17 protein-coding genes are annotated in these 21,656 nt (G+C 51.7%); 2 read left to right on the top strand and 15 right to left on the bottom strand.

Translation table 11 applies throughout. The annotated features are described in order from the left end of the window. Nucleotides 1–7 precede the first annotated feature (7 nt). The 9 genes from mnmA to HYT77_09385 form a co-directional block, all read right to left on the bottom strand. Nucleotides 8–1,105 carry a tRNA 2-thiouridine(34) synthase MnmA gene (gene mnmA / locus HYT77_09425; protein ID MBI2068217.1) on the bottom strand — a complete coding sequence of 366 codons (1,098 nt, stop codon included), beginning with the start codon at nt 1,103–1,105 and terminating at the stop codon, nt 8–10. Then, complete coding sequence (locus HYT77_09420) at nt 1,102–2,235, bottom strand: cysteine desulfurase (protein ID MBI2068216.1); 1,134 nt, start codon at nt 2,233–2,235, stop codon at nt 1,102–1,104. The genes mnmA and HYT77_09420 overlap by 4 nt, the downstream gene beginning before the upstream one ends. 53 nt (nt 2,236–2,288) lie before the next feature. Then, nucleotides 2,289–3,368 carry a hypothetical protein gene (locus HYT77_09415; protein ID MBI2068215.1) on the bottom strand — a complete coding sequence of 360 codons (1,080 nt, stop codon included), beginning with the start codon at nt 3,366–3,368 and terminating at the stop codon, nt 2,289–2,291. Nucleotides 3,369–3,505: 137 nt separating this feature from the next. Further along, nucleotides 3,506–4,033, bottom strand: coding sequence for a Zn-ribbon domain-containing OB-fold protein (locus HYT77_09410; protein ID MBI2068214.1), 528 nt, complete (start codon nt 4,031–4,033; stop codon nt 3,506–3,508). Between the two features lie 8 nt (nt 4,034–4,041). Continuing rightward, nucleotides 4,042–5,373: a thiolase domain-containing protein gene (locus tag HYT77_09405; protein MBI2068213.1), complete on the bottom strand. Its 1,332-nt coding sequence runs from the start codon at nt 5,371–5,373 to the stop codon at nt 4,042–4,044. A gap of 12 nt (nt 5,374–5,385) precedes the next feature. Beyond that, a complete protein-coding gene (locus tag HYT77_09400) occupies nt 5,386–5,802 on the bottom strand; it encodes a cobalamin B12-binding domain-containing protein (protein MBI2068212.1) in 417 nt (138 codons plus the stop codon). Between the two features lie 46 nt (nt 5,803–5,848). Continuing rightward, the gene (locus HYT77_09395; GenBank protein MBI2068211.1) at nt 5,849–7,447 is read right to left on the bottom strand and encodes a methylmalonyl-CoA mutase family protein; all 1,599 of its coding nucleotides are present in this window, start codon (nt 7,445–7,447) and stop codon (nt 5,849–5,851) included. After that, nucleotides 7,444–8,586 (bottom strand): acyl-CoA dehydrogenase, encoded by a 1,143-nt coding sequence (locus tag HYT77_09390; protein MBI2068210.1) that lies wholly within the window; start codon nt 8,584–8,586, stop codon nt 7,444–7,446. The genes HYT77_09395 and HYT77_09390 overlap by 4 nt, the downstream gene beginning before the upstream one ends. Continuing rightward, nucleotides 8,586–9,368: an enoyl-CoA hydratase/isomerase family protein gene (locus tag HYT77_09385; GenBank protein ID MBI2068209.1), complete on the bottom strand. Its 783-nt coding sequence runs from the start codon at nt 9,366–9,368 to the stop codon at nt 8,586–8,588. The genes HYT77_09390 and HYT77_09385 overlap by 1 nt, the downstream gene beginning before the upstream one ends. A 122-nt stretch (nt 9,369–9,490) precedes the next feature. Between HYT77_09385 and HYT77_09380 the strand changes: the two genes are divergently transcribed. Further along, nucleotides 9,491–11,989: an endonuclease/exonuclease/phosphatase family protein gene (locus HYT77_09380; protein ID MBI2068208.1), complete on the top strand. Its 2,499-nt coding sequence runs from the start codon at nt 9,491–9,493 to the stop codon at nt 11,987–11,989. Nucleotides 11,990–12,072: 83 nt separating this feature from the next. On the opposite strand, the gene HYT77_09375 is transcribed toward HYT77_09380, so the two are convergent. From HYT77_09375 to HYT77_09365, 3 genes are all read right to left on the bottom strand, one after another. After that, nucleotides 12,073–12,282 carry a cold-shock protein gene (locus HYT77_09375; protein MBI2068207.1) on the bottom strand — a complete coding sequence of 70 codons (210 nt, stop codon included), beginning with the start codon at nt 12,280–12,282 and terminating at the stop codon, nt 12,073–12,075. 133 nt (nt 12,283–12,415) lie between these two features. Further along, nucleotides 12,416–14,278 carry an ABC-F family ATP-binding cassette domain-containing protein gene (locus HYT77_09370; protein MBI2068206.1) on the bottom strand — a complete coding sequence of 621 codons (1,863 nt, stop codon included), beginning with the start codon at nt 14,276–14,278 and terminating at the stop codon, nt 12,416–12,418. Nucleotides 14,279–14,331: 53 nt separating this feature from the next. Then, the gene (locus HYT77_09365) at nt 14,332–16,428 is read right to left on the bottom strand and encodes an elongation factor G (GenBank protein ID MBI2068205.1); all 2,097 of its coding nucleotides are present in this window, start codon (nt 16,426–16,428) and stop codon (nt 14,332–14,334) included. 400 nt (nt 16,429–16,828) lie between these two features. Here HYT77_09365 and HYT77_09360 point away from each other — a divergent pair, with 400 nt between their 5' ends. After that, a complete protein-coding gene (locus tag HYT77_09360; GenBank protein MBI2068204.1) occupies nt 16,829–17,446 on the top strand; it encodes a hypothetical protein in 618 nt (205 codons plus the stop codon). Nucleotides 17,447–17,533: 87 nt separating this feature from the next. Here HYT77_09360 and HYT77_09355 read toward each other — a convergent pair whose 3' ends face one another. The 3 genes from HYT77_09355 to HYT77_09345 all read right to left on the bottom strand — a co-directional run. Continuing rightward, nucleotides 17,534–19,276, bottom strand: coding sequence for an Ig-like domain-containing protein (locus HYT77_09355; GenBank protein ID MBI2068203.1), 1,743 nt, complete (start codon nt 19,274–19,276; stop codon nt 17,534–17,536). A 194-nt stretch (nt 19,277–19,470) separates the two neighbouring features. Beyond that, a complete protein-coding gene (locus tag HYT77_09350) occupies nt 19,471–21,048 on the bottom strand; it encodes an acyl-CoA dehydrogenase family protein (protein ID MBI2068202.1) in 1,578 nt (525 codons plus the stop codon). 57 nt (nt 21,049–21,105) lie between these two features. Beyond that, nucleotides 21,106–21,656 (bottom strand): hypothetical protein (locus HYT77_09345; protein ID MBI2068201.1); only part of this gene is annotated, 551 nt, incomplete at its 5' end.

The following is a 21,656-nucleotide window of genomic DNA, read 5'->3' as shown; positions in this document are numbered from 1 at the left end:
TTATACCTTAATCAATGGCCCTCTCAATCCAGCCTCCTCCGATCAATTCATCTCCCTTATAAAAAACAGCCGCCTGCCCCGGTGTCACCGCCCCATCCGGATTTTCAAAGTCAACCCGGACCAAGCCGTTTCCGATCATGGTCAGTAAGGAGGGCGTCTCCAGATGACGATAACGAATCTTGGTCAGGACATTCATCCCGTTTGAAACCGGTTCCGGATGAACCCACTGAAGCCCCTTCACGAGAACCCCCTTCTTGAGCAACGATTCCTTGGGCCCCAAAACAACCTCATGTTTTTCAGGTCGGATCTCGGTGACATAAACTTTTTCACCGGTGGCAATACCCGTTCCTCTCCGTTGACCGACGGTGTACCGGTGAATCCCCGCATGTTCCCCAAGAACCATCCCACCCCCCGTGACAAAAAGACCGCGGGACCTTGCCGCCTCACCCAAGCGCGATTCCACAAAATCACCGTAACTGCCGCTCGATACAAAGCAGATCTCCTGACTCTCCGGCTTTTCCGATGTCTCCAATCCTGCCCTCTTTGCTATCTGACGCACCTCCGCCTTTGTAAGGCCTCCGAGGGGAAAAAGGGTATGCCCTAACGACTCCTGCGTCAGACCAAAGAGAAAATAGGACTGGTCCTTTCCGATATCTTTTGCCTTAAGGAGGTGGTGATGCCCTTTCTCATCCGTCACCTTTTGAACGTAATGTCCCGTCGCCAGGTAATAAGCACCGAGTTGATGCGCCTTTTGAAGGAGGGCTGAAAACTTGAGATCCTGGTTGCAACGGACGCAAGGATTCGGGGTTCTCCCCTGGGTATACTCCGACAGAAAATTCTGGATGACCTCTTTTTCAAACTCCGCCTTGAAGTTGATGGGATAAAAAGGAATATCGAGCTGCTGGCAGACACGCCGGGCATCCCGGATGTCACGCGCCGCGCAACAGGTCTGGCCTCTGGTCTCTCCCGCTTCGGTCGACTCGTGCGTCTTCATCGAGATGCCGATCACCTCAAACCGTTGTTCTTTGAGGAGATAGGCCGCAACCGAAGAATCAACCCCTCCGCTCATCGCCACGACAACCAAATTTTTGCTAAGAACCTTCATCTCAAGCGACTCACAATCTCCGGAAGTTTTTCACCCACAGTATGGATCTCTTCCTCTGTTGTAAAACGCCCAACGGAAAACCGTACAGCCCCCTTCGCCTCCCTCTCTGAAAATCCCATCGCCATCAAGACATGTGACGGTTCAAGGGTTCCGGAGGAACAGGCCGCCCCATTAGAGGCGGCGATCCCGTGACGATCGAGGGCGATTAAAATCGTTTCGCTGTCAATCCGGTCAAAGCCGGCAAAGGTTGTATTCTCCAATCGATTCTCCAAATCGCCATAAATGCAAGCGCCGGGAATAGACCTGATCCTCTCTTCAAGAAGATCGCGCAGTCTTCTCAAACGGGCTTTTTCCCTCTCCATCTCCTCAAGGGAAACCTTGAGGGCCTGAGCCAACCCGATAATTCCCGCTACGTTTTCAGTCCCTCCCCTTCTCTTCATCTCCTGCCCCCCCCCTTCGATCAGCGGTTTTAATTTCAGTCCCTTTCGGACGTACAGACCGCCAACTCCCTTGGGTCCATAAAACTTGTGGGCCGAAAAGGAGAAGAGATCAACCGGCAACCTGCCAAGGTTGATCGCCCTCTTGCCGGCCGCCTGAACACCGTCACAGAAGAACGGGATCTTCCTTTCACGGGCTATCCTTCCGATCGTCTCGATCGGAAAGAGGTTGCCTGTCTCATTGTTGGCATACATGACCGCGATCAGCGCAGTCTCCTCACGGATAAGTCTCACAACATCATCCGGGTTCAAGCGCCCTTTTGTATCGACACGGAGATGACTGAGCTCGATCCTGCCGATTTGGGCGAGCGTTTGCAGCGGCTCCAGAACGGCATGATGTTCTACGGAGGAGGTGATAACATGCCCCGATTTTTGGAGGTTCCCCAAAATTCCATGAATCGCCAGATTGGCCGACTCGGTTCCCCCACTCGTAAAAACGATCTCATCCGAGCTAACACCAAAAGACCCGGCAACGATCGAATGGGCCTCATCGATCCCCTTCCTGGCCTCCGCTCCCGCCCAATGGAGACTGGAGGGGTTGCCATAGGAATTCACGAGAAACCGATCGATCACCTGCTTCACCCTCAAATCAAGGGGGGTGGTTGCATTGTAATCGAGATAGACCTTCTTCATAAAGAGCGGCCCTGTTTAGGAAAATCGGGCTTGGGAGTCAAGGAAGGGGACTGTTAGAAGGAGGGAGTTGCAGACCGTCGGGGGGTGGCAATTCTCGCAGGAAGACGTGGGGACCACCAGTCAATATATTGATCTCTCGCCCCACAGAGCGATCGGGCAACCGCCAGGGCGGTCCTCTCGAGAATCTCTGCATCGGTTTCGTCGCTGCCCGAGGAGGCCTGACGAAGCCCCTTTTCAAATTCCATCTGGATAGAGTCGATCATCGGAAGGTTGGGATCGGATTGCGGCCCCCCCCAATCGGCATAGCGACGTGAATAGCGACGCACAATATACCCTCCGTTGGGCATCCCGTCGTAAGAGGCATTAATATCCTCCGGGGCAACCTCCAGAATATGATCTTCTCCATAATTAAGCAGGTTGGGGACAAGTCCTTCCTCTCCATACACAAAAGGGAGTTCCGCATCTCTCTCACGAATGTTTGGAACGGTCTGTCCTCCAGCATTTCCCATGCCAAGGGAAATCGCCTGTGGGTGATCCTGATCGGTAAATCCATGGACATCAATCAAAAGCCCACATCCCTCACAATTCTCCTGAATCTCACCCAGGTATGTTTCGATCTGATTGTGGAACGCCTCCCAATACAAAAGGGCGTCGGGATCTTTAAAAGAGCAGAGCTGTCCTCCAACTGGATCAAAGGCGTCACGATTGTAGTCGATGTAGTTTCTTTTGATCTGACCAATCACGTAATACGGTTTTCCCCCACATTCCTCTTCAATCTTGTCAACCAAGAGGGTCGTCAGCTTGAATGTGTTCTTATCACTGCTCCTGGAGCATCTACCCCCACGACAACCACTGGGATTGCTATCATCAGAACAGGCATCCCTCACGTCCAGAAAATCGGGCTGAACATTCCCCCCATGAGGTGACGTGAGGATGATCGGGATCGTCCCACGTTGCCGTAGAACATATTCAGTCGTAGCCGCCACCACGACGGATTCCGCCGGTGCCGCAGTGGATGAAGAGCCAACCCTGATATTCCCGCGCCATTCACCCGCAGTAGCCTCGTGAGGCAGAACAGCAGAGGAGACCCAGAGCAGAAGAAAAACCAGAAATCCTGAACGAAATCCCCACATGCCTTAAGGGAGAGAGCAATCGATGTGCCAAATACAAATTAAAATTTATTTAAAAAAATCAATGTCTTATACGTTGTCTTGTTTCGAAAAAAACAGGGGGATGAGGAGTTTATCCCTCCTGCAACGGCCTGGAGACATCAGGCGGGGACAAAATAGACGTCCGTCGGTTTGAACTTGGAATTACGGCGAAATTTTGCCTTGACCTTCATCCCGACCCAGCTAAGCGACGCCTCCCGCGGATCAACCCCGATCAGACGGCTCAGAAGAAGCGTGTTAAAATTTTCAAACTCAACAAGACAAAGGATAAAAGGGGTCTCTTTCAAAAACTCCTCCGAACCAAACTCACAAACAGTGAACGTGTGGATCTTCCCTTCCTGAGGCATCTCGACCCAATCGCAGTCACCGCCGCATTCCATACAGGAAAGTTTTGGCGTCGCAAAACGATAACCACACTTCTGACACCGGGTCCCTAAAAGACGCTTGTTGGCAAGGCCTGCAAACCAGGGGGAATCTTGACCATAACTGTGGATGTAATCAATGTGGTACGGCTGTTTCAGAACAATCGGAGAAAGGTCCTTCAACAGTTCAACGTTTTGCGGGAGGGGAACATTGAAGAGGATTGTCCCTTCATCCGTTTCTTCAATCTGGGCTGTTTTATCCGCCATACTCTCTCCTAATTTTTCTCCAAAATTGAAACCGTCACATACGTCCCGGTCCCCGCATGGGAATGGATCGCCCCCCGTCTTGGATTTTTGAGTTGAAGCTTGTTGTCCTCAAAATGCTTTCCGATGGTTCCTTGCAACTGCCACATCGCAAAAACCGCCTGCATGAGTCCTGTCGCCCCAACCGGATGACCGCAGGCAATCAGTCCACCAGAGGGATTCACGGGACAGACCGGCTCTTTTTTAAGTTTGAGCCCGTAATCGATCCCCGGCATGAAAGTTTCTCCGGTGGTGGCAAACTCGCCCCCTTCTCCATAACGACAAAGTCCCATATCCTCATAGGTCTGGATCTCAGAGGAGGTATAGGCATCATGCAGCTCAACAAAGTCTATCTCCTTTAACGGATCTTTAATTCCTGCATGCTTGTAGGCGTTTAGAGAGGCCATCCGGCCAGCTCGAAACGAATGAATGCCGGGATATTTGAGTTTTCCGCCGACAAACCTCTTTCCGACATAATCCGATTCCTTTTCATGTGGGAGTAACGGAACATCCTTATGAGGACGGTCTGACATCCGCATGGCGTCGGTTCCTCGACCGATTCCCGCAACTTTAACGGCGTTCACCCTCTTTCCCGTCGCCTTCTCGATCTTCTTCAAGCCGTCCTCGGAAGCAAGCAAGGTACAGGCCGCCCCGTCGCTCATGACACAAATATCCAAACGGGTCAGGGGCCAGGCAACAATTGGCGCCCCGCGCACATCACCGATGGTGAGCTTTTGACGTTTTTGCGCATACGGATTGTGATACGCATTCATATGATTCTTCACGGAAACATGCGCCATCTGCTCCACGGTTGTCCCATACTCCTTCATGTGCCGAACCACCATCATCGCATAGTAACCTGAATAAAATCCCCCGACGGGATAATCAAAACTGACGTCGGAAGCGAGTGCAATGAATTCATTCCCCTTCCAGGTGTTGACGTGGCTCATCGTCTCAAAACCGTAGGCGAGGCAAATATCCATATCGCCCGAGGCAATGCTCTTCCAGGCCTCCTGAAAACAGAGACCTCCCGTCGCACCACCTCCCTCGACACGATGAGACGGTTTGGGGGTCAATCCAAGATAGTCTTGCACCATAATACCCGCCATCAATTGACGGGTGAAATGATCCGAGAAATAGGAGGCGACCGATCCATCAACGATTTCAAGAAATTTTGGATATTCAAGCCCGATGTCCTGGAGGGTGTAAACAACCGCCTCCTTTACAATCGCCTGAAACGTCTTGTCCGGCCGTGCCTTTTTGAATTTGCTAACCCCCCCGCTCACACCATAAACCGGCCTCATAAAAACTCCCCCCTAAATTTTCCTCGGCTTAACATTTTTTTTAATCCAGTCAACTACATCTCTCGTATCGGTCCCGGGAGTAAAAATTGCAGCGACCCCCTGCTTCTTCAAAATTAAAACGTCCTCATCGGGGATCGTCCCTCCCCCCATAACGGTCACATCCCCGAGTCCTTTTTCCTTGAGCTGTCGGATGATTTCCGGAAAAAGATAGTTGTGAGCCCCCGACAAGATCGAAAGTGAGACCACATCGACATCCTCCTGCAGTGCCGCACTGACGATCATCTCCGGTGTTTGATGGAGCCCGGTATAGATCACCTCAAAGCCCGCGTCTCGGAGGGCACGAGCAATGATCTTCGCCCCACGGTCATGGCCATCGAGACCCGGTTTGGCAACCAAGATGCGTAATTTTCTCTCTCCCTCACCCTTCATTGTCATTCTCATCCAACCCCTTCCCTCCCCCGTCGAAGGGAGAGGGCTAGAAAGTTCCCGGATCCTGATACCTCCCGAACACAGATCGAAAAACATCACAAATCTCCCCCACCGTTGCATATTCGTAAACGGCATTCAGGACATGAGGCATCAGATTCTCTTTTGTTTGAGTCGCCTCCCTTAATTGACCCAGTTTTGACTCAAGTTTTTTTGAATCACGCCTCTTTTTTGTCTCCATGAGTCGCCTCTTCTGCCTCTCTTCGACCTCCGGACTGATTTTAAGGAGCTCAATGGGCCTCTCCTCTTCCGTCACAAACTCATTGACACCGACAATAATTTTTTCCTTCATCTCGACCTGCCTCTGGTAGCGAAACGCCGACTCGGTAATCTCCTTTTGGGGATACCCTCGCTCAATCGCACGAAGCATGCCTCCCATCGTATCGATCTTCTTGATATAATCCAACGCACCCTTCTCAATCTCGCTCGTCAGGCTCTCAACAAAATAGGAACCCCCCAACGGATCAACCATATTCGTGACACCACTCTCATGCGCGATAATCTGCTGGGTCCGGAGGGCAATGCGCACCGCCTCTTCTGTCGGCAGGGCATAGGTCTCATCGAGTGAATTGGTGTGGAGCGACTGGGTGCCACCCAGAACGGCCGCCAACGCCTGAATCGTCGTCCTCACTACATTATTATAGGGTTGTTGTGCCGTGAGACTCACACCGGCGGTCTGCGCATGAGTCTTCAACATCCAGGATTTCGGGTTTTTACAGTGGAATCTCTCCTTCATTAAATGGGCCCAAAGCCGCCGGGCCGCACGGAATTTTGCCACCTCTTCAAAGAGGTCATTATGGACATCAAAAAAGAAAGAGAATTGTGGAACAAATTTGTCCGGGTCCATACCGCGACGAACCCCTTCCTCAACATACTCAACACCATCGCGGATCGTAAACGCCAACTCCTGGATTGCCGTCGCCCCAGCTTCACGGATATGATAACCGCTCACGGAGACCGGATGCCACTTCGGTGTATGCTCCGTACACCACTCCACCATATCCATCATGATCCGAACTGACGGTTCGGGTGGACAGATCCATTCCTTCTGGGCAATGAACTCCTTTAAGATATCCGCCTGAATCGTCCCACCCAATTTTTCAGATGAGACACCCTGTTTTTCTGCAACGGCAACGTACATCGCCATGAGGACGATCGCCGGACCGTTGATTGTCATGGAGGTCGTAACCTTGCCTAAGGGAATGCCACTGAAGAGAACCTCCATGTCGGAGAGCGAACTGACATTGACCCCCTCAACCCCCACCTCACCGCGTGCCAACGAATGACCGGCATCATACCCCATGAGTGTCGGCATATCAAAGGCGGTCGAGAGCCCCATCATCCCGTGGTCGAGCAGATATTTAAATCGTTTATTGGTATCCTCCGGCGTTCCAAAGCCGGCAAACTGGCGCATCGTCCAGAGCCGACCGCGATACATTGTCTCGTAAGGACCCCGTGTAAACGGATAATGCCCTGGCTTTCCCAAATCTCGTTCGGGCTCAAAATCTTTGAGATCCTCAGGACGATAAATCTCCTTGATCGGCCAGGAGGAAACAGTCGTGAATTGTTTTGGCGTCTTTTCCGTCATGCTTCTTTAAGGACATTTCTTGCAATCACAAGTCGCTGTATTTCGCTCGTCCCCTCATAGATCTCGGTGATCTTTGCATCGCGGTAATAACGCTCTACGGGATAGTCTTTGCAAAACCCGTAACCGCCATAAACCTGAACCGCCTTGTGGCTCACCCAAGCAGCCGTTTCGGAGGCATGTAATTTTGCCATTGCAGCCTCCTTGGAAAAAGGGAGTTTTTGATCCCTCATCCAGGCAGCCCGCCAGAGGAGGAGACGTGAGGCATCAATTTTTAATGCCATATCCGCCAGATAATGCTGGATGGCCTGAAACTCAGAGATCGGTTGGCCAAACGCCTCGCGTGTTTTCGAATAGTCACGTGCATGCTCGAACGCCGCTCGGGCAATTCCCAACGCTTGCGTTCCGACACCGATCCGACCACCATCAAGTGTCGCCATCGCAATCTTGAACCCCATCCCCTCTTCGCCCAAAAGGTTTGCGGCCGGCACTTCACAATTCTCTAAAACAATCTCGGATGTGCTCGAGGCACAGATCCCCAGTTTCTTTTCAATCTTTCCAACAGAAAAACCACGAAACTGTTTTTCGACAATAAAGGCAGAGATCCCTTTATGCTTGTCGTCGGAGGTCCTTGCAAAAAGAATCATTGAATCGGCGTTCGGCCCGTTGGTCACAAAATTTTTGGTCCCGTTCAATACATACTTGTTCCCCGATTTTTTAGCGGTTGCCTTCAAAGATCCTGCATCGGAGCCAGACCCTGGCTCGGAGAGGGAATACGCCCCAATCTTCTCTCCACTCGCATAAGGCCGGAGAAGCCTTTTTTTCTGCTCCTCATTTCCAAAGTTCAAAATTGGCCAGCAGTAGAGGGAATTATTGACCGACATTGAAACGGCGGTCGAGGCACAAGCGACGGCAATCTCTTCCAGTGCCAAAACGTAACTGATCGAATCAAGTCCGGCACCGCCCCACTCTTGCGGTATCATCATTCCCATAAGCCCCAACTCCCCCATCTTGCGAACGGCGTCCTGGGGGAACTCCGATTTGCGATCCAACTCTTCGGCTCGAGGTGCCACCTCTTTTTGCGCAAAATCACGCGCCAAGTTACGGATCATCAGTTGTTCAGAGGTTAGTTGAAAGTCCATTATCTCCCCTTAAAGTTCGCTCCCCTCTTCTCCAAAAAAGCCGCGAGCCCCTCTTTTAAATCCTCCGTCTTAAAACAGTCGGGAAATGTCGTCCTTTCCCGCTTAAGACCCTCTTCCAGGGTCGTGCCACACGATTCATTGATCAACTTTTTGGCAAGAGAAACAGCCACGGGCCCTTTTTTTGCGATCTCTGCCGCAGTCGCCCGAGCCTCACGAAGCAACTCTTCCGGCTTGCAAATACGGTTGGCGATCCCAAAGTGCAACGCCTCCTCGGCCGAAAGCATGCGGCCACTCAGAATCAATTCCTTGGCACGTCCCCTGCCAATGAGACGGGAAAGCCTTTGTGTCCCACCCCAACCGGGGAAGAGACCAAGACTGACCTCGGGCAATCCCAACTTCGCCCTCTCTGAGGCAAAGATAAAATCACAGGAAAGGGCGAGCTCCAGACCGCCCCCCAGACAAAAACCGTTCACCGCCGCAATAACCGGTTTACGGCAATTTTCCACCGCGCTCATCGCCTCATGCCCCAGCTTTCCAAACTGGGCCGCCTCATCCGGACTCATCTTGCTCATCGCAGCAATATCGGCACCGGCGACAAACGCCTTCTCACCCGCACCGGTTAAAATAATAGCCCGGGTCTCATGGTCCTCTGAAAGGGAATCAAAGCATTGTTTCAATTCACGAAGAACGTCGGCATTGAGTGCATTCAACACCTTCTCACGATTGATCCAAACGGTCGCAACAAAATCTTGCCGTTCAAGTTTTAGTTGTGTGAAGTTCATGAATCCCCCCTTTTTGAGGGGACCTAGCAGGCGAAACGCAGAGCGTCAATATCTATGGAAGAGGCTTGTTCTTTTCAATCGCTCCACAACCTTAAGAGATAAGCCGTCGATGGACCGTTTGAATGTTCTATCAATCGACGTCACGATCGTATGATCCTCAGCCTCGTCCTATTTCCGCAAATTATTTTTATTCCGGCCAGACCGATCGTACCACCCAAGCTGAATTTGCTCTTTGGCAGCAATCGTTCTTTCAAAAAATAACGACCGGCCGGGGAATCGCAAATACCTTAGGCACCTCACTGGGAATGAATCTTGTGATGCGTGGAATTTCGCCACTCATCACAAACGGAATCGCCCGACTCGGGATTCGTGCTCCGCTTCCGGCGTTGCTACTCTCCACAACCACGCTCTCCCTCATCACCTCAGGGGGAATGACACTTTTCTCACGATGGATGAACCCTTCACCGAATGAACAGAGTTTTATTGAACAATGGCGCGTCTCACTCCTCTACTCACTCCCCTCGATGCTGATGGGACGTTTTGCAATGCAAAGATGGGGATTGGGGGCAACACTTCTCGGCGACGCGGCGCTTGAACCGATACAGGCGATCATCTCAACAGGATTGAGTTACGGTATGGGGGGGCTGGGATGGTTGCCAGAGACTCAAATGTCCGCTGGTTGGCTTTTCGCGCGGGAGCTTATAGAAGGTTTTTTCTACATGGGTGTCGGCCGCACGATGGGAGAGGCCGTTGACAGAACAACCACTTCTTTCTCGCACCCTCCTGTCGTCAGCGAGTGGAGACTGCCTCTTAGCACCGGCTTTGCAGGCCCCTCACAAACGGTTCCCGAAGCTGTCTCCATCGCAGGGGTTCCGATTATCGCCTCTCCTTCTGGTCTCACGATCTCCGAGATCCGCGGAACGCATTACACAACGGCCCATCGAGGGGAAAAAGTCCGTGGACTTGAAGGGGTCGTGACGGCGGTCGGTCGTGGAGGTTTCTGGATGCAAGAGCCTCTTAAGACCGATCCACACGTCGCCTCCGGCATTTATATCCATACGGCCAATCCTTCGGTTCGTGTCGGTGATCTCGCAGAGGTCCATGGTGAGGTGACCGTTTTTCGGCCGGGCGAGCGCGACCTCTCACAGACGCAGATCGACCATGCAACATACAGAGTGGCAGGAGAAGAAAAACTGCCGGAGCCTGTCTTGATTGGCGAAGCGGGGCTTCTTCCCCCCAAGCTGGTTTTTTCGGGAGAGGCCGTTCGGGGGAATGTGGAGGATCCTCAAACGCCATTCCTGCCGGATCAACACGCCCTGGCCTTCTACAAGAATCTCGAGGACAGGCGCGTCAAGATTCAGAACGCCCTCGTCGTCGGGGCCTCAACACGAGAGAACCAGTACTTTGTGGCAATCGATGGCGGCAAACATCTGCATCACAAAACTCCCGAAGGATTGCCTTTTCTCTCCTCGGAAGGTCTCAATACGGATCTCCTTGCGATCGATTTCAAACTTTTGCCTCCGGGGCAAAGGCCTCACCTGCAGACGGGGGATCGGATTGTCGGCGATGTTGTCGGTGTTCTCGATTACACCTTTGGGCAATTTCGTCTCCTCGTGACCACTCCGGTGAAGGTCGAACAAGGTCATCTACAAAGAAAAACGGTTACGGATCTCGTTGGCGACGAGGAGCATTTTACCGTCGCAGATTCCAATTTTGAAAACTATTTTCCACTTGATAAGGCAAGAACCGAAGCACTCGCCGACATTATCTTAAAGAACCTAAAAAATCCGGACGTGATTGCCCTGCAGGAGGGGATGGATAATTCGGGCTCCAAGGATGATGGCACGATAAAAGCCGCTTATGAACTGCTGAATGAGGAGATCACACGTCGTGGAGGGAAAACGTACCAATACGTTGAAGTCGCCCCACAAAACAACCACGATGGAGGAAAGCCGGGGGGAAACATCCGGGTCGCGTACCTTGTTCGAACCGACCGCATCGCACTCACCCTTCATGGCAACGCCGACTATGACGACCCGGCAAAACTGACCTCTCGCAATGGCCAGTGGGGGCTTAATCAAAATCCATCACGTGTTGACCCGCTCAATCCTGCCTACGAGCGTTCGCGCAAACCGCTTGCGATTGAATATGAGTTTAACGGCAGAAAAATCCTGCAGGTCAATCTCCACAGCACGTCACGACGCGGAGACGATCCACTTTGGGGACGTATTCAACCTCCTTTAGACAACTCCAGCAAGGTCCGTAGTAACCAGCACAAACCGGTGATCGCTTTTTGGGAAAGCGCCCGGGCATTCGACCCAGAGGTGTCCTTTATTGTTGGAGGGGATTTTAACGCCTACGCCTGGGAGGAGTCGGTCCGGCTTTTCACAAAGGCTGGCCTCGTCGATCTGGCCGAGCACTATTTACCACCGGGGGCCAATTATACCTATTTTTATGACGGAATCGGGCATTACCATTCGTTTGATCACCTCCTGACAAGCTCGAGTCTCGCACGGGAGGCCCAGATAGAAATCTTGCACATTAATGCCGGTCTCTCCAAACAGTTCAGCGACCACGATGTAAAAATTGCGCGGTTTCGCGTACCGAAAAAGAGCGGTTAAAAGAAAGGCCCGTAAGGTGAAAAACCTTGCGGGCCTTTTACAAAAATCCCCCATCAGGGGATTTCAACTCTCAAGTACGCTTTTTAAGCCGCACTGACTTCGGTCGCATGCTCGCCCTTCGGCCCTGAGCCGACACTGAACGAGACCCGCTGACCTTCGGCAAGAGACTTGAATCCCTCACCTTCGATATTGGAGTGATGGACGAAAAGATCCTTTCCACCCTCCTCCGGGGTAATGAAACCATACCCCTTGCTGTCACTGAACCATTTTACGGTTCCGTTTTTTTTGGACATAAATGTCCTCCTTATTTTTGATGCTGTGCCCCTAGGATGCGATTTGATTTAAGGCAGAATTACCGAAACCCTCGAATTCCTGAGTACAACGTTTGGCACACTCTACAGACTTCCAGGAAAATAGCAAGCGGATTTATATTTCGCGCCCCAGCAGGTCCTCATAATGCCGATTTTTTTCGTCATGCCTCATGGTGACAATCTCCAATCGGTCAAATTTCTTGTCGATCTTTTCTTGGATCTCCTTGATCAACTTTGAGAGAGAGACAAATTGAGTAATCGCCTTGTTTTTCGAGGCCTCCATCAGACGCTCGTTGCTTGAAACGAGTTCCGCCTCCAAGGAACTAATCTCGGCCTCTAAAGAGGCAATCTCCTCCTTGAGCGGCGTCAGGATCCTGGACCGCTCTGCAACAACCTGAGAGCGCTGCTTTCGGATTTCCTTTTTACTCGCTACACCAGAGGACGGAGGAAGGCAGGGTGCCTTTTCTACGGTAACCGACTTGGCCAAACTCCCCTCCTCCTCCCAACCAACCTTCTCCAGAAACTCATCATAACCGCCGTTAAAAACCCTGACACCGCCCCGCTGAAAAACTACCAGCTTGGTCGCCATCTCTCGCAAGATCATCTCGCTGTGGGTGACAATCACCACCGCCCCATCGAATTCCCGAAGACTCTCCATGAGCGATTCGATCGACTGCATATCAAGGTGATTCGTCGGCTCATCCAAAAAGAGCAGATTCGCCGGGGCCGCCAGAATTTTTCCCAACAGGACCCGGCTCCGCTCCCCTCCGGAAAGGACAGAGATTTTCTTTTCGGCATGATCACCACTAAACATCATGACACCGCAAACGCTCCGGGCCGCCGTTCGATTCAGTTCCGGATTCGCCTGGGCAATCTCCTCTTCTACCGTCAAATGTGGATTTAGCCGGTTGATATTGGTCTGGCCGAAGTAGCCGAGCTTTCTGCCCGGATGGAATTGGACTCTGCCACTCTGGGGCGCCAGCTCTCCCGCCATCAGATTGAGGAGGGTCGACTTCCCCTTGCCATTCTTTCCTATAACCGCAATCCGGTCTTTGGCGTGAAGGGTCAGGCTGAAATTCCGGATCAGTGGATTGTGAGGGTCAAACTGGAATGAGATCTCCTCAACCTGCATCAAGGTTTTCGCTTCAAAAGGGGAGTAATGAAATGAGAAATCAAGGTTGGCGATCTGGCGGAGCCGTTCTTTAGTCGGCATTTTTTCCAGCATTTTAACACGCGATTGAACCGCAGAGGCCTTGGTCGCCTGAGCCCGGAAGCGATTCACAAAACTCTCAATCTCCCTTCGCCTTTTCTCCTGATTGATGCGCGTCTTTTCATGAACCTCCTCCGCCTGCAGGATCTTGGTGTAGAGTTTTTCCGTCCCCCCCTGAACCTTCTGGATTTCATGCCGGTGGATGGCGGCTGTATGCGTTGTCACGCTGTCCATGAACTGGCGGTCATGAGAGATAATGATGAATTCATTTTTCCAGGAACGGAGAAACTGGGTGATCCAGCGGATCGAGACAATATCCAGATAGTTGGTAGGCTCGTCCAACAACAGGAGATTGGGCTCAGAAACCAGAACCTTGGCCAAGTTTAAACGGATCTGAAAACCGCCGGAAAAAACAGTGGGCGATTCCCCCATATCTTCTTCGGTAAATCCGAGCCCAAAGAGAATCCGTTCCACCTTGTAATGATCGTGCTCCTCCCCCTCCGGAAGCCCAAGACACCCCTCTTCCAGAACTGTCGGTCGGGTAAAATGAAGGTGCTGGGCCAGATGACCAATCCGATAATTACGCGGGGCGGTGATTGTTCCGGAATCAGGCTGTTCCTCGCCCAAGATCATCCGAAAGAGGGTTGATTTTCCATGGCCGTTTCTTCCAACAAGCCCCAGCCTTTCCCCCCTGGTTATTTGAAGGCCAGCCCCCTCAAATAAAACTTGTGATCCGTAAGATTTGTATAGATTCTGGATACGCAGCATATTTCAGATAGGGTGGGATCGTCTCAAACCGATAACTGACCAAAACCATTCATCTATTTATTTTCAGCCGCCCTCTTGGCCTGATACTCCTGAACAAGGGTCTCTTGCACGTTTCTCGGAACCGGGGCGTATTTCAAGAATTCCATCTGAAACTCCCCCTTTCCCTGCGTGCTACTTCGAAGATCGGTGGAATAACCGAACATCTCGGACAGCGGCACCTCCGCATCGGCCTGAACGTAGAGGTTGGCCGTTGATGTCCCAAGGATAACCCCACGCCTCTGGTTAATCTGGCCCACGACAGCCCCTTGAAACTCCTCGGGGGCTTGGGTCTGCAACCGCATGATCGGTTCCAAAATGATCGGCCTGCACTTGGCATAAAATTCCCGGACCGCGGTCATGGCGCAAATTTTGAACGCCATTTCTGAAGAGTCGACGTCATGATAGGCTCCATCATTAATGACGACCCGAATACCAACCACAGGAAACCCGATGAGGAGCCCCTTTTTGAGCTGCTCCTGAAATCCCTTGTCGCAGGCCGGAATGAACTCGCGGGGAATCCGACCGCTCACGATCTCATCGACAAATTCGTAGGTATTCACGGCATCGGGAGGCAGCGGTTCAAAATAGCCTCCAATCTTTGCATACTGTCCCGCACCACCGGTCTGTTTTTTGTGCTGGTACATGAAGTCGGTCTTCTGTGTAATCGTCTCCCGGTAGGCCACTTGCGGCTGACCGGAGATCACCTCACAATTGTATTCACGCTTCATCCGCTCGATGTAGATTTCGAGGTGAAGTTCGCCCATGCCCGAGATGATCGTCTGGGCACTCTCCTCGTCACGATGAACTCGAAAGGTCGGATCCTCTCTGGAAAACCGGTTGAGTGCCTTGGAAAAATTGGCCTGGCCCGCCTTCTCCTTGGGAGCAACCGCGAGTGAAATAACGGCGTTCGGCACATGCATCGAGGTCATCGTGTAACGGATCGTCCCGTCGGTAAAAGTATCACCGGAGGCACACTCCACACCAAACGTCGCGACAATATCGCCCGCGCCGGCTGAATCGATGTCGTTCATCTCATCGGCATGCATCCGGACGAGCCGGGGAATCTTCACCTTTCGTTCATTCATCGAGTTGACGATCCAGTCCCCCTTGGCAATCTTCCCCTGATAAATTCTCATATAAGTGAGCTGGCCGAAACGACCATCTTCGAGCTTAAAGGCAAGACCGACAAACGGCTTGTTTGGATCCGATGCCAGCACCACCTTCGCCTCGTTGTTCCGCTGGTCGTGCGCCTCGTTATGACTCTCTGCCGGATTTGGAAGATAATGACCAACCGCATCAAGGAGAAGCTGGACCCCCTTGTTCTTGTACGCCGATCCCATCATGACCGGGATAAATTTGAGGGTCAGTGTCGCCTTACGGATCGCCTTCTGCAACATTTCCGCCGGCACCTCCTTATCCTCCAGATAAAGGTGGGCCACATCATCATCAAAATCCCCCATCGCCGCCACAAGCTCATGCCGTGCCTCCTTGGCGTGCACCAGAGAATCGGCCGGGATCTCCTCCACTCGCACCTTCTCACCGTTGGCACCGTCGTAGTAATACGCCTTCATCTCAACTAAATCGATCACCCCCTGAAACCGGTCTTCCGCACCGATCGGCAACGCAATGAGGTGGGCATTATGCCCCAGTTTGTCACGTAGCTGATGCATACATCGCACCGGATCGGCCCCAGCCCGATCCATTTTATTGACAAAGGCGATGCGTGGGACGTGGTAGCGCGTCATCTGGCGGTCGACTGTAATCGACTGGCTTTGGACACCGGAGACGGCGCAAAGGACAAGGATCGCCCCGTCCAGGACGCGGAGGGCCCGTTCCACCTCGATCGTGAAGTCAACATGCCCCGGCGTATCAATAATGTTGATAACGAGATCCTTCCATTCGCAATAAGTGGCCGCCGACTGGATCGTGATCCCTTTCTCGCGCTCCAGATCCATAAAGTCCATCGTGGCACCAACCCCTGATTTGCCGCGCACCTCTTCAATCTTGTGGATCTTTTTGGTGTAAAAGAGGATCCGCTCCGTGAGTGTCGTCTTCCCTGAATCGATATGCGCGGAAATTCCGATGTTTCTGACCTTGTCGAGTGTTGCCATAGCCGCCTCCTAAAAGGCGGGGAGTTGTAGCCGGAGGGATCCGAAAAGTCGAGCGGTTTCTTATTTCTGACTGACAACATCCAAAACACCGAGATCGGTGGTCGAATGAAAGTCCTGTTTCATTGAAAGATCTTTCGGAGTCTCAAGAAAAAATTCTTTTGTATCCGACATCCGATGAAAGGAATGGAATGGCTCAAGAACTTTGCGTAAAGCAAGAGAATCTGCCCCGGCAAGTGAAGAATACAAATGTCAATTTGGTGGGTTTTAGCCCCACTCGTTTTTGTCCATAATTTTTTTTAAATATAAAATAATATTATAATCAATTAGTTACAATAGTTGTTATCGAATCTACATTGGCATCAGGTTTGCAGATATCTGACCTATGTTGAAAAGGAGATTTATGAAACTTATTCAGAAAACGTTGATTATCGGTAGCATCACCCTAGTTAGCCTCTTTGGCCTATCAAGCCGGTCCTATGCCTCTTTCCTCTTTGATATGGCCTGTGGCGTTCTTGGAGGACCAGCCGGTGTTGCCGCATGCCATCATAGTTCAAGTACTACTCACGCCATATGCCAGGCAGTTACTGGAATTACCGGCCTCTATCATTGCTCTGATAGTGATGCACAAGAGGAACTCATCAACGATGGATGTACTGTTGCCGAAACGATTTCTAATAATTACGTTTATTGTGAAGAGGCAAATCCTTTAAGCGATGACCTGGCAGAATGCCAAGAGGATCTCGAGGCGATGAGTGGTTTAAGCGATAATTGCGAAGGTGCCTGGGGGGCGTTGTTTGGTGAGTATATGACCTGTCGTGCCGAAAGAAGTGACTTGCGCAGCCAGAGAAACAACTATAAAGACCGCCTGGATCAAATTTGCAAAGCAACAAGGGATCCGGAGATTCGTGAAATCGCCGGTTGTGTTGATCCATTGGCTCTACACCCTTCTACAATGGTCGATGATCTGACAGATTATCATCTTCAGTTACAAAAAAAACCATCTAAAAATAAAAAATAATACGCCGAGTGAATCCTATTCTTAGTTGAAAAGGAGATTGCCATTATTTTTACGAAGGCCCCAGAGACCTATCGACAAAATTGAACATCACTCCACATCGGTCACGGCCGGGCAAGATGCCTCGCCAATATTAAAACGGAGCCAATCAATTTGGATTGTCATGTTGTTTGCAGAGTAGGCAAATTGAATCTCGATGCTGATCGGATCGGCAAGGATCGGAATTGTCAGTGAGGAAAGATCAATGCCGGTAAATGCGTTAGAAGTGGCATTTTCATTAAAAGCAACCGTCGAGGTTGTCCCATTGGAGTTTCGAGTCATGCACAAGTAAAGAGGTGTTCCAGCCGTGACAGCAGAGGTCTGCGATTCGACGTTACTATTGCTAACACCTCCACCGTATTGGAAACCGGTCGCCGTACCGCCGAGGTTCAGACTGACTTCATTATTATTCGCCAGGCGAAAAACAGAACTCACCGATTCACCGTTACCGACTCCCGTTAAAGAATTGATGCGGAGGACGATACCGAATGCATCTCCCAGGTTGATGCTCGATTTGGTGAGACGTGCATTCTCGTCATCATCCTCATCAGATATGTCAAGATTGTTCTGTCCCTGGAATGTCAGCATGCCAGCACTGGTCGTGTTTGCGTTCACAACTTCCGATGTTGCCGTTTGAGGGTCATCTCCGTTGTCATTGATTCCTGCAGTAACGGTCCAACAGGCACCCGGACCGATAGTGCTTGAATTGTTAAACCCGTCATCCAGGTTCGAGAAGTAACCCGAAAAAGGAACTGCCGCATGCGACCCATCCGATGTTTTTGGGTCGGCGTTAACCGTGACGAGATATTTGGTCGGTGTCGTATCGCACTCAATCCTGCCGGACAGGGCGCAGGTAGCTTGTCGGGAATCAGTATTGTAACCGATTGAGGAGCAGAGATTAGTATTGATATCTGTGGCAGTTGTAACCTTGATGGATCCGGAGGTGAATGAAGCGGAATCCATCGCCTTTGCAAATGAAACGGCCAATGACGTCCCGCCAGTCCCATCGAACGAAGGAAGGACAATTTTGGATGTGGAATTATTATCTCCAGAAGTGCTGGTTGTAGTAAAACTCGAGGTGATGTTGTTTTCAAGGTTGTTTTCACTTGAATCCGTCACATCGGTTGTAATGGTCATGGTGTACTTGATACCAGGAGCGAGATCGCCATGAACACAGGTCAGCCTATTTGTTGTCGAATCGTATGAGATCGACGTACAGACGTTGGCAGTTCCATCCGAGGAGCTGCTTGGTTTGACGGAGACATTTGAGGTCGTCAGGGTCGATGTTGCCAACACGGCGCTCGCTGTAGCACTCAAGGTAGTATTTAAAGCGACGTTGGTCGCTCCTCCCGTTGGTGAAATCGTGAATGTCGGCCCCGCTATTGTCGTAAAAGTTGCCATGAATCCCTCAAAAGGCCATGAAACACCCTGATCCGAATAAAACGGTCCCCCATCTTTCCCGGCCAGAAGACAGAGGGTGTAACTCGTGAGATATTCTAAATTCGTTGCCGGAGTCAGCGTGCAACTGTTGGCCAAAAGGGAGGTTGTCGTGGTACTCTCATGGACACAACTGACCGTCGCGTTCAATTTATTACTCACGTTACAAATGGAGTTGATTGCCACTCCCTTGGTTAAACTGCCACTCGAAGGGGTTGGGACGATAAAATAGTTTGATGCGGAGATGGTGCTAACAACGATGGTCGGCGAAAAGGTGTATTTAAAGGTTTCGTCAAGAGTGACGCCGGTCGCGGCGTCCAGCGAATTGGTTGCCGCCGGGGTATCTGGGGTATTCACGGGGGTCTCTGCCAGTGTCTCCTCTGTCGTGCCCGAGCTTAAGCACGAACTGAGGAAAAACACCAAAACCAGAAGGAAAAAATATCTTAGTCCCACTACTGCCCCCAATTATGCCGAATCAATCAAATATCAACTCCTTTGCGAAAACACAGCCGTAGGTCTACCCCCCCCCCGAGTTTAGCAAGATTTTTTGGTCAAAAAAATAAACAAGGATGATTCTGAATCCAGGACTTAATGAGTGCTATTTTTTCAGGGCTGGCCCTTGGAGTTTCAGCAAGTGCCGTCACTTCAAGGAGAAGTCCCAACGCATCGACCAACCGTCGGGCATTGCTGCCGACCCATTCCGGATCCGGGATCTTTTGGAGCAATGGATTGATTCTCTCCAGCTGCTGTTCAATCAATTCCACAGTCTCCGTCAAAGGACCGCCTCTGATCAGGGAGAGTTGTCGGAGAACCCTGTCATTCAAATACGGACCAAAGGGGAAACGGAGGGCATCGCGGCAGATCTGCAACGCGAGCACGTTATGGGCCCCTTCCCAACTTTCGATCACCAGGCTGTCACGATAGAGCCGCGGCAGGATCGAAAAGGTCTCAATCGTCCCGTTGCCGCCCAGAAGGAGGATCGCCTCGCGTGTCGCCTCTGTTGCACCGACAGCGGTGCGATACTTGCAAAGATTGATGAGGAAACGCCGCCACAGACCCTCATCCGATTCGAAACCGGCCGGACCTGAATCGATCTCGGTCACCAGTTTAAAAAAGAGGGCACGGCGTGCGAAGAGCGCTGACTCCATTCTCTCAAGACCCTCCCGAACCATCGGGTATTGAATAATTTTGCTGCCGAAGGCGCTCCGTTGTTCGGTGTAGTTTCGCGCCTCTAGGACGGCACGTGACGCAAATCCGCAGGCAGCCGCGGCATTCATCAATCGCGAGGTGTTGATGACGTAATTCATGAGGTTCTTGAAGCCGTGATTGACCGGACCGATGTTAAAACCAACGGCCCCCTCAAGATCGATCTCCGCCGTCGGTAACTGTCGGGTCCCGATTTTTTCCTTTAACCGGTTAATCTTAAGACCGTTCAATGCCCCTTCGAAGGTGCGGGGGACAAAGAAGATCCCGACACCGGCCGTCCCCTCCGGTGCCCCGTCCGGACGGGCCGCAATGAGAAAATATTCGTCCACGGCGGAACAAAACCATTTCTCTCCAAAAAGCCTCCAGCGCCCCTCTCCATCGGGTACCGCTCGTGTCGTGAGAGCCCCGACATCCGACCCCATATCCTTTTCGGTGATGAACTGGGCCCCGGCAAGCGGGGTTTCGACCGAACGGAGTTTCGGGAGATAGACTTTCCTCAGAAGATCGGAGCCAACCGCCTCGATCACCCGAACGAGCCCCTCCGTGCAGGCAAGAGGACAGGTGACCGACGCCTCCCCGAGGTGACCCAGGAGATAGACCTTCGCGAACTGTTCCACCTGCGTCTGATTTTCAAAAATCCCGGCCAGAACGACCTCACGGCGCAGTTGCCGTGTCGGTTCGGGAAGCCAAATCCGGTCGATCCGGTTCCCAACCGGATCATAATGTTCAATCCGCGGACCATCATGATTCTCTTCAGCGTCGGAGGCGAGGAGATCCCAATGGCGAAGTTTTTGGTGAAATGGCCGAATCCGCTCCTCAAGACCGGGAACAGTCACAAAACCACAGTCGACTCGAAACGTATCCCTTAAGGGGCGATAGCTGGAAAGCTCCTTTTCGGTGGGCCGGCTAATATCGGAGGACATGTACTGTCTCTAGAACAGGCGAAGAGGTTCGTCAAACAACGTCTAAAAAACCAAATTTCAAGGTGTCGACACGGTGACAGCAGTGGTCTGGGAACAGGTATTTTGGCCGATACCATAAACGGCATCGCACCCCGTGCCCCTGGGGCTATTCGGCGAGTAAATCTGTGAAAGGCTCGCCGAGGCAGGGATCGAACCGCTCCAGGTCCAGCTCGAAACCTGCGTACTGGTGCAATCCAGAAAACCGAAATTTGAGTTCGTCGATGTGACCGAATAATTACTGCCCAGTTTCGTTCCTGAGCTTGTTCTGGTCTGTTGCCCGTACGTACTGGTCAATGTAAAGGCGGTCGAGGTTTCATTGCTAACGGTCCAGGATCGGCTACCTCCCTCAATCGAAGTATTGCCACAGGTCTGGGCTGTAATTGGAAGCGTAATGGTAGAAGGAAGCCTGGACTGCTGCCCACAATCCCCCGGACACATGGTGGAGGTCTCTCCCCTGGCTGCCTGACAGGTCCCATCCCCACAATAACCGCCGCCTCCTGCAACACTCCCGCAATCCGACGGACAGTTCGTCGGTGACTCCGAGCCGTTGCAAAGGGCATCCCCGCAGA

The organism is Deltaproteobacteria bacterium (assembly GCA_016180855.1).
In the GTDB taxonomy this organism is placed as follows: domain Bacteria; phylum UBA10199; class UBA10199; order JACPAL01; family JACPAL01; genus JACPAL01.
This window is presented reverse-complemented; position numbering and strand designations above follow the sequence as displayed.

What these genes read in the sequence shown, in the direction of transcription:
- HYT77_09360 (MBI2068204.1), top strand. Translation starts at nt 16,829, where the DNA reads ATGAAACTTATTCAGAAAACGTTGATTATCGGTAGCATCACCCTAGTT.
- mnmA (MBI2068217.1), bottom strand. Translation starts at nt 1,105, where the DNA reads ATGAAGGTTCTTAGCAAAAATTTGGTTGTCGTGGCGATGAGCGGAGGG.
- HYT77_09405 (MBI2068213.1), bottom strand. Translation starts at nt 5,373, where the DNA reads ATGAGGCCGGTTTATGGTGTGAGCGGGGGGGTTAGCAAATTCAAAAAG.
- HYT77_09350 (MBI2068202.1), bottom strand. Translation starts at nt 21,048, where the DNA reads ATGTCCTCCGATATTAGCCGGCCCACCGAAAAGGAGCTTTCCAGCTAT.
- HYT77_09380 (MBI2068208.1), top strand. Translation starts at nt 9,491, where the DNA reads ATGTTCTATCAATCGACGTCACGATCGTATGATCCTCAGCCTCGTCCT.
- HYT77_09370 (MBI2068206.1), bottom strand. Translation starts at nt 14,278, where the DNA reads ATGCTGCGTATCCAGAATCTATACAAATCTTACGGATCACAAGTTTTA.
- HYT77_09385 (MBI2068209.1), bottom strand. Translation starts at nt 9,368, where the DNA reads ATGAACTTCACACAACTAAAACTTGAACGGCAAGATTTTGTTGCGACC.
- HYT77_09375 (MBI2068207.1), bottom strand. Translation starts at nt 12,282, where the DNA reads ATGTCCAAAAAAAACGGAACCGTAAAATGGTTCAGTGACAGCAAGGGG.
- HYT77_09390 (MBI2068210.1), bottom strand. Translation starts at nt 8,586, where the DNA reads ATGGACTTTCAACTAACCTCTGAACAACTGATGATCCGTAACTTGGCG.
- HYT77_09400 (MBI2068212.1), bottom strand. Translation starts at nt 5,802, where the DNA reads ATGAAGGGTGAGGGAGAGAGAAAATTACGCATCTTGGTTGCCAAACCG.
- HYT77_09395 (MBI2068211.1), bottom strand. Translation starts at nt 7,447, where the DNA reads ATGACGGAAAAGACGCCAAAACAATTCACGACTGTTTCCTCCTGGCCG.
- HYT77_09410 (MBI2068214.1), bottom strand. Translation starts at nt 4,033, where the DNA reads ATGGCGGATAAAACAGCCCAGATTGAAGAAACGGATGAAGGGACAATC.
- HYT77_09365 (MBI2068205.1), bottom strand. Translation starts at nt 16,428, where the DNA reads ATGGCAACACTCGACAAGGTCAGAAACATCGGAATTTCCGCGCATATC.
- HYT77_09415 (MBI2068215.1), bottom strand. Translation starts at nt 3,368, where the DNA reads ATGTGGGGATTTCGTTCAGGATTTCTGGTTTTTCTTCTGCTCTGGGTC.
- HYT77_09420 (MBI2068216.1), bottom strand. Translation starts at nt 2,235, where the DNA reads ATGAAGAAGGTCTATCTCGATTACAATGCAACCACCCCCCTTGATTTG.